General features: G+C 69.0%; 14 protein-coding genes. 7 read left to right on the top strand and 7 right to left on the bottom strand.

The features are described 5' to 3' along the window. Positions 1–13: 13 nt before the first annotated feature. The gene (locus tag ISN75_RS00170) at positions 14–220 is read right to left on the bottom strand and encodes a hypothetical protein (RefSeq protein WP_167254818.1); all 207 of its coding nucleotides are present in this window, start codon (positions 218–220) and stop codon (positions 14–16) included. 346 nt (positions 221–566) lie between these two features. Between ISN75_RS00170 and bioB the strand changes: the two genes are divergently transcribed. Genes bioB through bioC form a run of 5 tightly spaced genes read left to right on the top strand, consistent with a single transcriptional unit; the run spans position 567 to position 5258 of the window. Beyond that, positions 567–1628: a biotin synthase BioB gene (gene bioB, locus ISN75_RS00165; protein ID WP_343819295.1), complete on the top strand. Its 1062-nt coding sequence runs from the start codon at positions 567–569 to the stop codon at positions 1626–1628. Between the two features lie 10 nt (positions 1629–1638). Then, complete coding sequence (gene bioF, locus ISN75_RS00160; RefSeq protein WP_343819296.1) at positions 1639–2832, top strand: 8-amino-7-oxononanoate synthase; 1194 nt, start codon at positions 1639–1641, stop codon at positions 2830–2832. A 25-nt stretch (positions 2833–2857) separates the two neighbouring features. After that, the gene (locus tag ISN75_RS00155; RefSeq protein WP_343819297.1) at positions 2858–3613 is read left to right on the top strand and encodes a sulfurtransferase; all 756 of its coding nucleotides are present in this window, start codon (positions 2858–2860) and stop codon (positions 3611–3613) included. Beyond that, on the top strand, positions 3610–4380 hold the full coding sequence (gene bioH / locus ISN75_RS00150) for a pimeloyl-ACP methyl ester esterase BioH (RefSeq protein WP_168648991.1): 771 nt from the start codon (positions 3610–3612) through the stop codon (positions 4378–4380). The genes ISN75_RS00155 and bioH overlap by 4 nt, the downstream gene beginning before the upstream one ends. Then, on the top strand, positions 4377–5258 hold the full coding sequence (gene bioC, locus ISN75_RS00145; RefSeq protein WP_167254810.1) for a malonyl-ACP O-methyltransferase BioC: 882 nt from the start codon (positions 4377–4379) through the stop codon (positions 5256–5258). Before bioH ends, bioC begins: the two co-directional genes overlap by 4 nt. Here the strand turns inward: bioC and ISN75_RS00140 are convergent. The 4 genes from ISN75_RS00140 to ISN75_RS00125 form a co-directional block, all read right to left on the bottom strand. Beyond that, the gene (locus tag ISN75_RS00140; protein WP_343819298.1) at positions 5255–6124 is read right to left on the bottom strand and encodes an MBL fold metallo-hydrolase; all 870 of its coding nucleotides are present in this window, start codon (positions 6122–6124) and stop codon (positions 5255–5257) included. The genes bioC and ISN75_RS00140 overlap by 4 nt on opposite strands. A 334-nt stretch (positions 6125–6458) precedes the next feature. After that, positions 6459–7028 (bottom strand): DNA-3-methyladenine glycosylase I, encoded by a 570-nt coding sequence (locus ISN75_RS00135; RefSeq protein ID WP_343819299.1) that lies wholly within the window; start codon positions 7026–7028, stop codon positions 6459–6461. Positions 7029–7140: 112 nt separating this feature from the next. Further along, entirely contained in the window at positions 7141–7884 is a 744-nt protein-coding gene (locus ISN75_RS00130) for an MHYT domain-containing protein (protein ID WP_167254807.1), read from the bottom strand. A gap of 151 nt (positions 7885–8035) precedes the next feature. Further along, entirely contained in the window at positions 8036–8803 is a 768-nt protein-coding gene (locus tag ISN75_RS00125; protein WP_167254806.1) for a hypothetical protein, read from the bottom strand. Positions 8804–9054: 251 nt separating this feature from the next. Here ISN75_RS00125 and ISN75_RS00120 point away from each other — a divergent pair, with 251 nt between their 5' ends. Next, positions 9055–9939, top strand: coding sequence for a DMT family transporter (locus ISN75_RS00120; protein ID WP_343819300.1), 885 nt, complete (start codon positions 9055–9057; stop codon positions 9937–9939). An 86-nt stretch (positions 9940–10025) separates the two neighbouring features. Here the strand turns inward: ISN75_RS00120 and ISN75_RS00115 are convergent, their stop codons facing one another. Then, complete coding sequence (locus ISN75_RS00115) at positions 10026–10973, bottom strand: pyridoxal-phosphate dependent enzyme (protein WP_343819301.1); 948 nt, start codon at positions 10971–10973, stop codon at positions 10026–10028. Beyond that, positions 10970–11980 (bottom strand): aldose epimerase, encoded by a 1011-nt coding sequence (locus ISN75_RS00110; protein ID WP_343819302.1) that lies wholly within the window; start codon positions 11978–11980, stop codon positions 10970–10972. The genes ISN75_RS00115 and ISN75_RS00110 overlap by 4 nt, the downstream gene beginning before the upstream one ends. A gap of 68 nt (positions 11981–12048) precedes the next feature. On the opposite strand from ISN75_RS00110, the gene pepN reads away from it, so the two are divergent. Further along, complete coding sequence (gene pepN, locus ISN75_RS00105) at positions 12049–14700, top strand: aminopeptidase N (RefSeq protein ID WP_343819303.1); 2652 nt, start codon at positions 12049–12051, stop codon at positions 14698–14700. Positions 14701–14708 lie beyond the last annotated feature (8 nt).

The following is a 14708-nucleotide window of genomic DNA, read 5'->3' as shown; positions in this document are numbered from 1 at the left end:
CATCCGGCCGGCCTCAGGCCTTCGGCTTGAACATCGCCGCATCCAGGATCGACCACAGGTGGATGATCCACCCCAGCCATACGATCCACAGCACGCCGGCCAGCACGAACATCACGATGGCGATCAGCAGGCGCCCCTGCACCAGCTGGCCGAGGCCAGGGATGAAGAAGCTGCAGATAGCGGCGAGCACATTGCCCGTACTGCCTTGTCCGGTGGTCATGCATGGGCTCCTGGATGGGCTGACTAGGGCGATCGTAGCTTAGGGCTCGTCATTCCGGCGCAGGCCGGAATCCAGTAGCGGGATGCCATATGAAGTGACTGCATCCAAAGGCCTGCTCTGGCATCCCAGCGACAACCAGGCATTGTCGTTACTGGATGATTCGCTTCGCTCACCCCTTCGGGGCCGCCCTGCGGGCGTTCTTCGCGCTACGCGCTCGTCCGGCCTGCGCCGGAATGACGAGCACGGGGCCATACGTCCCCGCATCGTCAACCTCATTACCACTGTTTCGGTTGACAGACGCCGCGGCGCTGCCAGACTGTCGCCCTTCCCCGCCAGAGCCATCCCCATGACTCAAGCTCTCCGCCACGACTGGACCCGCGACGAGGTCGCCGCGCTGTTCGCGCTGCCGTTCAACGAGCTGCTGCACCGCGCGCACTCGCTGCATCGCGAGCACCACGACCCCAACGCCGTACAGGTCTCCACCCTGCTGTCGATCAAGACCGGCGGCTGCCCGGAGGACTGCGCCTACTGCCCGCAGGCGGCGCGCTACGACACCGGGGTGAAGGCGCAGAAGCTGATGAGCGTGGATGCCGTGGTGGCGCGCGCGCAGGCGGCCAAGGACGCCGGCGCCAGCCGCTTCTGCATGGGCGCGGCCTGGCGCAGCCCGAAGGACCGCGACGTGGCCAAGGTGGCCGAGATCGTCTCGGCGGTGAAGGCGCTGGGCCTGGAAACCTGCGCCACCCTGGGCATGCTCGACGGCAACCAGGCGCAGGCGCTCAAGCGCGCCGGCCTGGACTACTACAACCACAACCTGGACACCGCGCCGGAGTTCTACAGCGAGATCATCCACACCCGCGACTACCAGGACCGCCTCGACACGCTCGAACACGTGCGCTCGGTGGGCCTGAAGACCTGCTGCGGCGGCATCGTCGGCATGGGCGAGACGCGCACGCAGCGCGCCGGCCTGCTGCAGACCCTGGCCAACCTGCCAGAGCATCCGCAGTCGGTGCCGATCAACCAGCTGGTGCAAGTGGCCGGCACGCCGCTGGAAGGCACCGAGGCGCTGGATCCGTTCGAATTCGTGCGCACCATTGCAGTGGCGCGCATCCTGATGCCGGCCTCGATGGTGCGCCTGTCCGCCGGCCGCCAGCAGATGGACGACACGGTGCAGGCGCTATGCTTCTTCGCCGGCGCCAACTCGATCTTCTACGGCGAGAAGCTGCTCACCACCGGCAACCCGGACGTGGAGCACGACCGCCGCCTGTTCCAGCGCCTGGACCTGCATCCGCTGCAGGTGGTGGAAGAAGCCGGCACGGTGCACGCCGATATCCTGGAAGACGCGGCCGCTTCGGAAGGTTACGGCGCAGGCAGCTGCGGCAGCGCTTGCGGCTGCAGCGCGGCGGCCTGACCGCGGCGCCATGCCACGACCTTCCCTGCTCGCACGCCTGGCGCAGGCCACGCAGGAGCGCGCGCGGTCCGGCCTGCTGCGCCGGCTGCGCACCGTCGAGCATGCCGAGGGCCCGTGGCTGGAAAGCGGCGGGCAGCGCCTGCTCGGTTTCTGCGGCAACGACTATCTGGGCCTGGCGCAGCATCCGCTTGTGATCGCCGCGTTCAAGCGCACCGCAGACGACGAAGGCGTGGGCAGCACCGCCGCCCATCTGATCTGCGGCCATCGCGCCGAACACGCGGCGCTGGAAGAAGCGCTGGCCGACTGGACCGGCCGCGAGCGCGTGGCGCTGTTCTCCACCGGCTACATGGCCAACCTCGGCGCGATGCAGGCGCTGCTGCGCGCGGGCGACGTCTGCGTGCAGGACAAGCTCAATCACGCCTGCCTGCTCGACGGCGCCGCGCTGGCCGGCGCGGAACTGAAGCGCTATCCGCACAACGACGTCGATGGCGCCGCGCGCCAGCTCGCCAGCCGCACGGAAGCCGGCGCATTGCTTGCCACCGACGGCGTGTTCAGCATGGACGGCGACCTCGCCCCGCTGCGCGAACTGGCGAAGCTGTGCGAGGCGCAGGACGCCACCCTGATGGTCGACGACGCGCATGGCCTGGGCGTGCTCGGCGACGACGGCGCCGGCACGCTCAGCCTGCTGGCGCTGGGCCAGCGCGAGGTGCCCGTGCTGATGGCGACCCTGGGCAAGGCGCTGGGCTGCCATGGCGCCTTCGTCGCCGGTTCCGCCGGCCTGATCGAAGGCCTGCTGCAATCCGCGCGCACCTACGTCTACACCACCGCCATGCCGCCGGCCGTCGCCGCCGCCGCGCTGGCCGCGGTGCGCGTGGCGCGCGAGGAAAGCTGGCGGCGCCAGAAGCTGGCCGCGCTGATCCGCCGCTTCCGCGGCGGCGCACGGCAGCTGGGCCTGCCCCTGATGCCCTCGGATACCGCCATCCAGCCGCTGCTGCTGGGCGAGGCCGGTACGGCAATGGCCGCCGCCGGCGCGCTGGAGCAGGTGGGCTTCCTGGTCGGCGCGATCCGCCCGCCCACCGTGCCCGCCGGCAAGGCGCGCCTGCGCATCACGCTGTCGGCGGCCCACGAGGAAGAGCACGTGGACATGCTGCTGGAGGCCCTGTCCGGCCTGGCGCCGGACCAGGCAGCCACCCCGCCGCTATAATGGCGCGCTACCTGCCGTATCCCTCATGCCGATCGTCAATCTCTCCGCCTATAAATTCGTCAGCCTGGAAGACCTTCCGGCGCTGCGCGAGCGCGTGCTCGAACGCTGCCTGGCGCTGTCGCTGAAAGGCACCGTCCTGCTGGCGCCGGAGGGGATCAACCTGTTCCTGGCCGGCCCGCGCGAAGCGACGGACGCGTTCATGGCCTGGCTGCGCGAGGACGCGCGCTTCGCCGACCTCGCGCCGAAGGAGTCGTTGTCCGACGACGTGCCGTTCGGCCGCATGCGCGTGCGGCTGAAGAAGGAAATCATCACCATGCGCCTGCCCACGATCCGCCCCGAAGGTGGCCGCGCACCGTCGGTGGCGCCGGCCACGCTGCGGCGCTGGCTGGAACAGGGCCGCGACGACGACGGGCGCGAAGTGGTGCTGCTGGATACGCGCAACGACTACGAAACGGAGGTGGGCCGGTTCGAGCACGCCGTGGATTACCGCATCGCCAGCTTCACCGCCTTCCCTGAAGCCGTCGCCGCGGATCGCGCGCGCTTCGAGGGCCGCACGGTGGTGTCGTACTGCACCGGCGGCATCCGCTGCGAAAAGGCGGCGCTGCATATGCAGGATATGGGCGTGGCAAACGTGTTCCAGCTCGAAGGCGGCATCCTGAAGTATTTCGAGGAAACCGACGGCGCCTACTGGCGCGGCGGCTGCTTCGTGTTCGACGAACGCGGCGCGGTGGACAAGGAACTCGCTCCTTCCGCCATCGGCGGCGACGGAGCGGACGCATGAGCCTGCACGTGGACGTGCGCGGCGCGGGTCCCGTGCCGGTGGTGATGCTGCACGGCTGGGCCATGCATGGCGGCGTGATGGCGCCGCTGGCCGAGGCGCTGGAACAGCGCTGCACCGTCTATGTGGTGGATCTGCCGGGCCATGGCCATTCGCGCGACTGCGGTATTCCGCTGGCGCCTTCGGCCTGCGCCGCGGCGATTGCCGACGCGACGCCGCCCGCTTTGTGGCTGGGCTGGTCGCTGGGCGGCCTGATCGCGCTCACCGCCGCGCTGGAACGCCCGCGCCAGGTGCGCGGCCTGGCCATGCTCTGCGCCACGCCCAAGTTCGTGCGCGACGACAGCTGGCCCTACGGCAGCGACCCCACCCTGGTGCGCCAGCTCGCCACCGACCTGGAAACCGACTACCACGCCACGCTGGAGCGCTTTCTCGCGCTGGAAGCCATGGGCAGCGCGGACCCGCGCGCCGAGCTGCGCCATCTGCGCGCGCTGGCTTTCGAGCGTGGCGAGCCGGACCTGCGCGTGCTGCAGGAAGGCATCCGCATCCTGGACGACACCGACCGCCGCGCCGCCCTGCCGGACCTGGCCGTGCCCAGCGCCTGGATTGCCGGGCACCGCGACCGCCTGGTGCATCCGCAGGCGATGCAGTGGTCGTCCACCCGATGCGGCGGCCGCTACGACGAGATCGCGCGCGCCGGCCACGCACCGTTCTTCGGCCACGCCGAGGCGGTGGCGCAGGCCCTCAACCCTTTGCTGGACAGCTGGCGATGAGCGACTTCCATATCGACCGGCGCCAGGTCCGCCGCAACTTCGGCCGCGCGGCGCGCACCTACGAGCAGCACGATGCGCTGCAGCGCGAGGTGCAGAACCTGCTGTTCGAGCGGCTGGATTTCTATCTGGAAGCGCCGGCCCTGGTGGTCGACGTCGGCGCCGGCACCGGCCGCGGCGCGGCGCTGCTGAAGAAGCGCTATGCCAAGGCGCAGGTGCTGGCGACCGATCTCGCGCTGCCGATGCTGCGTGCGGCCAGGCAGCATGCGAGCTGGCTGAAGCCGTTCCAGCGCGTGTGCGCGGAAGCCACCGCGCTGCCGCTGCCTGACCACAGCGTGGACGTGCTGCATTCCAACCTGTGCTTCCAGTGGATCGACGACCTGCAGGCGCTGTTCGGCGAATGCGTGCGCGTGCTCAAGCCCGGCGGCCTGCTGCTGTTCTCCACCTTCGGCCCCGACACGCTGAAGGAACTGCGCGCGGCCTGGGCGCAGGCCGACCAGCAGCCGCACGTGAGCCGCTTCCTGGACATGCACGACCTGGGCGACGCCATGATCGCCGCCGGCCTGCGCGACCCGGTGCTGGACGTGGACCGCTACACCCTCACCTACAGCGAGCCGCGCCTGCTGCTGAAGGAACTGCAGGGCCTGGGCGCCACCAATGCCGACACCGCGCGCGAGCGCGGGCTGACCGGCAAGAAGCACTATCGCCAGATGCTGGACGCCTACGAAAGCATGCGCGTCGACGGACGCGTGCCGGCCACCTGGGAGGTGGTGACGGCGCATGCGTGGGGTCCGGCGACCGGCCAGTCGCGCCGCGTGAAAGGCGGCGGCGAGATCGCCAGCTTCTCGGTGGACAGCCTGCGCGGTTCGCGCCGCCGCTAGGCGCCGAACCGGTTGAGCGGCAGGCGCAGGTAGCGCACGCCTTCCTCGTCCGGTGGCGGCAGGCGGCCGCCGCGGATATTCACCTGCAGCGCCGGCAGCAGCAGCCGCGGCACGGGCAGCGTGGCGTCGCGCGCGGTGCGCAGGGCGACGAAGGAGGCTTCGGTCGCGCCATCTTTCACGTGCACGTTGCCGTGGCGCTGCGCGGGGATGCTGGTCTGCGCCTCCGCGCCGCGCGAAGCGGGCGGATAGTCGTGGCACAGGAACAGCCGCGTTTCCGGCGGCAGCGCGAGGATGCGCTGGATCGACGCGTACAGGCGCGAGGCATCGCCGCCGGGGAAATCGCAGCGCGCGGTGCCGGTTTCCGGCGCGAACAGCGTGTCGCCCACGAAGGCCGCATCGCCGATCAGATAGGTCAGCCCGTCGTCGGTGTGGCCCGGCGTGGCCATGGCGCGGATCTCCATCACGCCCGCATGCAGCGCGTCGCCATCGCGCAGCAGGCGGTCGAACTGGCGGCCGTCCGGCACGAATTCCTCGCCCAGGCCGAACAGCGCCTTGAAGCGCGACTGCACGCGCACGATGCCTTCGCCGATGGCGAGTTTCGCGCCGAACGCATTGCGCAGGTGGTCGCCTGCGCTGAGGTGATCGGCATGGGCATGGGTTTCCAGGATCCATTCGACCGTTAGCCGCTGTTCGTGCACATAAGCGATCACGGCATCGGCCGAGGCGCTCGACACGTGGGCGGCGGCCGCGTCGTAGTCCAGTACCGGGTCGATCACCACGGCGGAGCGGCCTTCGTGGACGACGTAGGTGAAGGTGTGGGTGTCGGCGTGGAAGAACGCGCGGACGATGGGCTGGAGCGGGGACATCGGTATTACCTCGCCGGCGTGGCGGTGACGCAGCGGACATAGTGCAGCGCGCCGGCTGTTCTTGTCACCGCTCCTGCTGAAACTCTTCTCCCCGCTGGGGAGCACGCGGGGAGCGCACATGGATGTGCGCGGCGTTGAGGAGCGAGGAAGATGCCGGTCCCACGGGGACTCCCTTCGGTCGCAGCAGATGAGGGCGGGTGCTCGCGGTGGCGCTTCTACGGGGCGAAGAAAAACTTTGGCGCTTGTAGCGGCCCTCCGCGCACCGCTCCGGCCGGCCCCTCACCCCAGCCCTCTCCCCGGAGGGGAGAGGGAGCAAGAGCGGCGGCGTCGCTGATTATCTGGCGTTGTGGCGGAAACAACCGGTGATGTGGTCGTCCACCATGCCGGTGGCCTGCATGAAGGCGTAGCAGATGGTGCTGCCGACGAAACGGAAGCCGCGCTTTTTCAAGTCCTTGCTCATGCGGTCTGACACCGCCGTGCTGGCCGGCACCTCGCTGCGCTCGCGCCAGCGGTTCTTCAGCGGCTTGCCGTCGACGAAAGACCATAGAAGCGCATCGAGGCTGCCCATTTCATCGATGACCTTGAGCGCCGCCTGCGCATTGCCGCGCGTGGCGGAGAGCTTGAGGCGGTTGCGCACGATGCCCGGATCGAGCATGAGCTTTTCCAGCTCGCTGTCCTTCATCGCCGCCACGCGCGCGATCTCGAAGTTGTGAAACACCTCGCGGTAGCGCTCACGCTTGACCAGCACCGTGCGCCACGAAAGGCCGGCCTGCGCGCCTTCCAGGATCAGGCATTCGAACAGCAGGCGGTCGTCGTGCAGGGGCACGCCCCATTCGCTGTCGTGGTAATCGCGTTCGATCTCGCTGCCGTCGGCCCAGGCGCAGCGGGTGAGAGGCTTGGCCATGCGTCGTGCTCCGGAAGGGAGACGAAGCATAGATGGGGAATGGGGAACGGGGAACGGCAGAGCGTCGGTCGAGCGCCCTTGATCCCCGCTCCCCATTCCCCGTTCCCTGCTTTCAGATCGTGATCGCCTCGCGCCGCCGCTGGCGCATATGGTTGAGCACCAGCACCACCACCAGCAGCACCAGCACCACGGCGAAGATGCTGACGCCGAGGTTGTCGCCGCGCAGGCCGGCGGCATAGCCGGCGGGCAGCTGGCTGCCGTTGTCTTCGATATTCACCGCGGCCATGCCGGTGTAGTGCATGCCGCACACGGCGATGCCCATCACCAGGGCACTGCCGACCATCTGCGCCATGCCGCGCAGATTGAAGGCCAGCCATAGCGCGGCGATCGAGGCGACGATGGCGATCAGCACGGACAGCGCCACGATGCTCACGTCGTAGGTGATGAAAGCGCCCATCAGCACCGCCGCCATGCCGAGGTAATGCATGCCGGCCACGCCCAGGCCCATGCACACGCCGGCCGCCACCAGCTTGGGCCAGCTGAAACTGCCGCTGCCGGCGATGGCCAGGCCCATCGAGCAGGCCGCGAACGCAAGCACCGCCGACAGCGAGGTGCGCGCCAGGTCGTAGGTGACCGGCATGCCCATGTCGCAGGCGAGCATGGCAATGAAATGCATCGCCCAGATCGCGCCCACGCCCATCGCCGCACCGGCGGCGAGGATGGCGGCGGTGCGCTGGCGGCTGCTTTGCGCCAGCGGAATGCCGACCGCCAGTTGCAGCGCCGTATACGAACCGAGCACCGAGATCAGGTAGGAAAGAACGATCAGCATCCAGCTGTAGCTTTGATGCGCAGCCATGGCATTTCTCCTTAGGTTCGCGTGGAAACGGGTTCGTGCGGAAATCGGTCGCGTGGAAATTCAAAAAAAAGCCCGCCTGCGGCGCGGCTGCGCCGTGGGTGTCTGCCATGGGTCCGGGCCGGGACCGGTCCCCCTGCCTACTGCACGTCCGTCAGTGCGAGATTTCGAGAATGCAGCTCGCCGCGCCGTGGCTGCGGCAGAACAGGTTGCGTACGAACACGGTCTGCGGCTCGACGGATCCGCCGAGTACGCCTTCGATATAGCCACTGAAGAAACGGCAGCCGGACTGGCTGCCGGGCGAACACAGCGGGCTGTTCTGGATCAGCAGCTGGCCGTCGCGCCAGTCCACGCTGGCCAGCTCGCGCATCGCCGGCACGGCGATGCGCTTGATCGCGTCGACCAGGGTGAGCTTGGCGCCCATCGCGTATTCGCGCTTGTACACCCATGCGCCGGTGCGGCGGCCGGCCAGATGCAGCGAGGCTTCGCGCGCATCGGCCGCCACCGCGTGCTCGAGATTGCGCAGCCAGGGATAGATCTTGGGATAGTCGCGCGCCAGCTGCGGCAGCGTGCTTTCCACCTGGTGCACGTCGGGGCCGGCGCTCTGCGTCAGCGGCGCCGGCGGCGCCAGCGGCGCGGGCCCGGGCGCGGATGCCGCCTGCGCTATCGCCGCCATCGCCGGACGGCCTTCGGCCAGGCCCGCTTCGAAGCTCAGCACACGGCTGTGCGTGGCCAGCGCCTCTTCCATCGCGAGCTGCCGGTCGGTGGGACCGCGCACGATCATGGTCAGCCAGGTTCCCCGGCTGTCCTGGGACAAGCGTTGCCGCACCAGGGTGAATCCGTTGGCCACGACCACGCGGCCAAGCTCCACCAGCAATCCTTCGCGGCGGTCCGAGAGGACCTGCACCTCCAGCTCGATCATCTTTCCCCCTGTGGTCGATGCTGGTTTCAATTGTGGACGGCAACATGATTCATGCGATCCAGGCAAAATGTGATGTCTTTCTAGAAACTCGCATTGCGCCTCGCATTCAATGATCGGCTCGGCCGGCGTTATACACGCGCTCTTCACGCAAGCGCGTCGACGCACGTCGATCCATCGCCAAGCTTGCGCATTGCTGACCTCTTTCCACTCACGCCGCGCACCGGCCCGGCGAAAAAATTTGCGCAGGCCACATGTCTTCGAATGCTTCCAGGCGCGGCGCGATCGCCGCGATGCTCGTCACCATCCTCATCTGGGCCTACAGCTGGGTGGTGATGAAGCAGGTGCTGCAGCATGCGGGGCCGTTCCAGTTCTCCGCGCTGCGCTACACGCTGGGCGCGCTGGTGCTGTTCGGCGTGCTGCTGGCGACGCGGCAGTCGCTGCGTCCGCCGCCGCTGCTGCCGACGGCGCTGATCGGCTTGTGCCAGACCGCGGCGTTCCAGGGCCTGGGCCAGTGGGCGCTGGTGGAAGGCGGTGCGGGACGCGTCGCGCTGCTCGCCTACACCATGCCGTTCTGGGCGGTGCTGCTGGCGTGGGTGGTATTGCGCGAGAAACCCACGCCGCGGCATTGGGCGGGACTCGCGCTCGCCGCGCTGGGCCTGGTATGCATCATCGAACCCTGGCGCGGCCTGGGCACCGGCGGCAGCACCTTGCTGGCGATCGCTGCGGGCGCGGCCTGGGCGATGGGCACGGTGCTGAGCAAGCGCATGTTCCAGCGGCACAAGCCGACGCCGCTCAACCTCACCGCGTGGCAGATGCTGTTCGGCGCGCTGGGCCTGTGCGTGGTAGCGCTGCTGCTGCCGCAGCGGCCGATCGACTGGACCTGGGAGCTGATCGCGGGCCTGGCCTACAGCGTGGTGCTGGCGTCGAGCGTGGCCTGGGGCCTGTGGCTGCTGGTGCTGCAGCGCCTGCCGACCGCGGTGGCGAGCCTTTCGAGCCTGGGCGTGCCGATCGTCAGCGTGCTGCTGGCGTGGGCGATCCTGCACGAGCAGCCGTCGGCGATGGAATGGGTGGGGATGGCGCTGGTTCTTGCCGGCTTGCTTGCGGTGAGCGGTTTGAAATTGAAGAGGCCGGCGTAGGTTGGGGTGAGCCGCAGGCGAACCCCAACAGTGCGGGAAAGTTGGGGTTCGCCTGCGGCTCACCCCAACCTACGGTTCTACGGTTTTCACCAGGGCAGCGCGTCGAGATCGACGTTGCCGCCGGTCAGCACCAGGCCGACGCGGCGGCCGGCGAAATGCTCGGGCTGCTTCAGCACCGCGGCCAGCACGGTGGCGCTGGAGGTTTCGACCACGAGCTTGAGTTCACGCCACAACAACCTCATGGCCGCGATGACTTCCTCGTCGCTGACGGTGATCACCTGCGTGCGATGCGTACGCAAGGCGTCGAAGTTGGGTTCGCCGATCAAGGTGCGCAGGCCGTCGCACACGGTGTCCGCCTGGAACGGCTCGACGCGTGCGCCACGCATCAGCGAACGCGCCGCATCGTCGGCACCCGTCGGTTCGGCGCCATACATCGCCAGCTCCGGCTTCAGCCCATGCGCCGCGATCGCGCAGCCGGCGGCAAGGCCGCCGCCGCCGACTGGCGTAATCAGCGTATCCAGGCTTTCCACTTGGTGCAGCAACTCCAGCACCAGGGTGCCCTGCCCCGCCATGACGCGCGGATCAGCGTAAGGGTGCACCAGTTCGGCGCCGGTCCGATCCTGCAGCTGCGCGGTCATCGCCTCGCGTGCGGCCTGGGTCGGTGCGCAGCGGTGCAGCACCGCGCCGGCCTGTTCGATCGCATCCACCTTGGCGCGCACCGCGCCTTCGGGCACCACCACATGCGCCGTGATGCCGCGCGTGGCGGCCGCCATCGCCAAGGCATTGCCATGATTGCCGGAGGAATGCGTGACCACGCCGCGCGCGGCCTGTTCGTCATCCAGCGACCACACCGCATTGCACGCGCCGCGGAACTTGAACGCGCCGCCGCGCTGCAGGTTCTCGCATTTGAAATGCAGTTCCGCGCCGGCCAGCGCATCCAGGCGCGCACTGCGCAGCACCGGCGTCACCACGGCGTAAGGAGCGATGCGCGCGGCGGCGTCGCGGATCTGGTCGAGGTCGGGCAGTGCACTCATGGCAGTTCGATCTCCACGCCGCAGCGGAAGCGGCGTTCGGTTCCGGGTTCGAGGCGGATGGCATCGGCGCAATCCGCCCGGTTGAAGGCATCGGCCCAGCTTTCCATCGGCTCCAGCGCCACCGAGCGGCGCACGTCGCGCGTGACGGTGTCGGCGGTGAACACCAGCATCACGCCGGACTCCTGCCACACGGCCAGGCCCAGGCCGCTGTCGGGATCGCGCAGGCGGGTGCGGGCGCGGCCGTCCTCGTCCAGGCGCAGCTGCGCGTAAGCGTGGTTGATCTCGTGTGCGCCGATCGGGCGCGGGCGGCGGAAATCCAGCGCGGGCTCTTCCTGCATCGGCACGTGCGCCGCCTTGCCGGGCAGCGGGATGTAGTGGGCGTCGGTGCGCACGATGGTCTCGGCGGGAATCTGCAGTTCCCAGGCATCGGCCGGCGCGTCGCCCAGGCGGAAGTACGGATGCCAGCCGAAGAAGCACGGCGCCGCGCGGTCGCCGACATTGCGCATGCCGGCTTCCAGCGTGAGGCCGTCGGCATCGAGCAGGTAGCTGATGCTGAGGTCGATCGCGAAGGGGTAGCCCGGATGCACGCCGGGGCGGATCGCCGAGGTGCGGAATTCGACATGCGCACCCAATTCGTTCGCGCCGAAACCGGCCAGCTCGAAATCCACGCCGCGCACGAAGCCATGCCGCGCCGCCCGCTGCGCGCCCTCGATGCCCGGCTGCAGGTCGTGGGTTTCGCCGTCGAAGCTGTAGCGCGCATCGTCGATGCGGTTGGCGAACGGCGCCAAGATGGCGAAGCGCGAGCTGGGGCGGCTGTCCAGCTCGGCGGCGTCGCGGTAGCCGTCGGCCAGGTCCAGCGTGGCCGCGCCCAGGGTCTGTTCCAGCCCGATCACGGTGGCGCCGCGCCGCGCGATGCGCACGCGGCGGCCGCGGGAAGGGTCTTCCAGGATCACGATCTCGTGGGGTTCCACGCTGCTGCGTCCGGCGCGGTAGGCATGGCTCGGCATTAGCTTGTCCTGCTGCGAAAATGCCGCATGTTAGCCTGAACCGTCTCCGCAGCCTGCCAATGTCCCCCATGAGCGCACGCGACCAGCTTTCCGCACCCACCATCCGCCTCAGCGATTACCGCGCACCCGCCTGGCGGGTGGAGCGCGTCGAACTGGAGTTCGACTTAGGGATCGACGTCACCGAGGTGTCGTCCCGCTTGCTCCTGCGCCGCGACCCCGCGCAGGACGAACCGCTGCGGCTGGATGGCGAAGGACTGGAACTGCTTTCCATCGCACTGGATGGCCAGCCGCTGGACGCCGGCCGCTACCGCCAGAACGAAGGCGAGCTGGAAGTGGACGGCGCGCGCGACGGCAGCGTGCTGGAGACACGGGTGCGCCTGCAGCCGGCGCGGAACACGGCGCTGGAAGGCCTGTATCTGTCAGGTTCGCGCGAGAGCGGCTTCCTGCTGACGCAGTGCGAGGCGGAAGGGTTTCGCCACATCACGTTCTTTCCCGACCGGCCGGACGTCCTCGCCCGCTACACGGTGACGCTGCGCGCGGACAAGACGCGCTTCCCGGTGCTGCTGGCCGGCGGCAATCCGGACGGCGCGGGCGAGATGCCGGACGGGCGGCATTGGGCGCGCTTCGTCGATCCGCATCCGAAGCCGAGCTATCTGTTCGCCACCGTGGCCGGGCGGCTGGAGAAAATCGAGCACGATTACCGCACGACGGACGGGCGCGACGTCAAATTGGTGATCTGGTCCGAAGCTAATGTGATCGACCGCTGCCATTACGCGATGGACGCGCTGGAGCGCTCCATGCGCTGGGACGAGCAGGCCTACGGGCGCCATTACGACCTGGATGTTTTCCACGTGGTCGCCACCCACGATTTCAATATGGGCGCGATGGAGAACAAGGGCCTCAATATCTTCAACGCGAAATACCTGCTGGCCGATCCGGATTCGACCACCGACGACGAATACCGCGCGGTGGAAGCGGTGGTGGCGCACGAGTATTTCCATAACTGGAGCGGCAACCGCGTCACCTGCCGCGACTGGTTCCAGCTGTCGCTGAAGGAAGGGCTGACGGTGTTCCGCGAGCAGCAGTTCTCGGCGGACATGAATTCGCCGGCGCTGAAACGCATCGAGGACGTGGCGCTGCTGCGCCGCGCGCAGTTCCCGGAAGATGCCGGTCCGCTGGCGCATCCGGTGCGTCCGGCGCAGTACAGCGAGATCAACAACTTCTATACCGCGACGGTGTACGAGAAGGGTTCGGAGCTGGTGCGGATGATCGCGGGGCGGCTGGGCGAGCAAGGTTTCCGGCGCGGCATGGATCTGTATTTCTCGCGCAACGATGGGCGGGCAGCGACGATCGAGGATTTCCTCGGCGCGCTGGGCGAGGCGAACGGCATCGATCTGTCGCCTTATCTGGCCTGGTATGCGCAGGCGGGTACGCCGCGCCTGCGCGCCAGCGGCCGTTACGACGCGATGCGGCGCGAGTACGCGCTCACGCTGGCCCAGCACACGCCGCCTACGCCCGGGCAGGCGGAGAAGCGGGCGTTGCCGATTCCCGTGAAGCTCGCGCTGTTCGCGCGCGATGGGCGGATGCTGCCGCTGCATGTCGACGGACATCCGCAGTCGGGTGCGACCGAGCTGGTGGTGGTGGCCGACAAGGCCGAACAGCAGATCGTGTTCCGCGATGTCGACGCCGCGCCGGTGCCGTCGCTGCTGCGTGGCTTCTCGGCGCCGGTGATCCTGGAAGGCATGGACGCCGCGGCCGACCTCGCCCTGCTGCTGCGCCACGACGCCGACGGCTTCAACCGCTGGCAGGCCGGGCAGCAGCTGGCCACCTGCGCATACGAGGCGCTGCGCGAACATGGCGGCGGCGAGGCGGTGGAGGCGTGGAGCGGTGCACTGGCGGGGCTGTTTGCCGAAGACGGCGTGGATCCCGCCCTGCTGGCCGACCTGATGACGCCACCCGGCGAGGTGGAGCTGGCCGAGCGCGAGCGCGAAGCGGATCCGCAGCGCATCCATGCCATGCGCGAACAACTGCAGCGGCGGCTGGCCGAACGCCTGGGTGCCGAGGCCATCCTGGCGCGCTATCAGGCCTTGTCCGCCCGGACCAGCGAAAAGCTCGACGCCGCCAGCCAGGCGCAGCGCCGGCTGAAGCGGCGCATGCTCGATCTGCTCGCCCTGCTCGATACGCCACGTGCTCAGGCTCTGGCCGAGCAGCAATACGAACGCGCGCCCGGCATGACCGACCGCCTCGCCGCGCTGGCGGTGCTGGTGCGCACCGGCGCGCCGCAGGCTGCGGAGGCGCTGGCGCATTTCCGCCAGCGCTATGCGGACAACCCGCTGGCGCTGGACAAGTGGTTCAGCGTGCAGACCCAGCAACCCGGCGAGCCGGCGCTGGCGACCGTGCAGGCGCTGGAGCGGGACGCCGCGTTCACGCTGAAGAATCCCAACCGGGTCAATTCACTCTATGGCGCCTGGGCGCGCAGCAACCCGTCGGGTTTCCACCGCACCGACGGGGCAGGCTATCGGCTGCTGGCGGAACGGCTGGCCGCGCTGGATGCGCTCAATCCGCAGATCGCCGCCCGGCTGGCCACCGTGTTCAACGGCTGGCGCCGGCTGGAGCCGGTGCGCCGCGCACGCGCCAGGGAAGCGATTGCCGCTTTGGCGGAACGGGAAGGCCTGTCGCGCAATCTCGGCGAGATCGTGCAGAGCATGCTGCACGAGTAGGCGAAGCG

It is taken from the genome of Dyella marensis, assembly GCF_049532885.1.
Lineage (GTDB): Bacteria > Pseudomonadota > Gammaproteobacteria > Xanthomonadales > Rhodanobacteraceae > Dyella_D > Dyella_D marensis.
The sequence above is the reverse complement of the archived record's forward strand: the minus strand, read 5'-3'. Positions and strand labels throughout refer to the sequence as shown.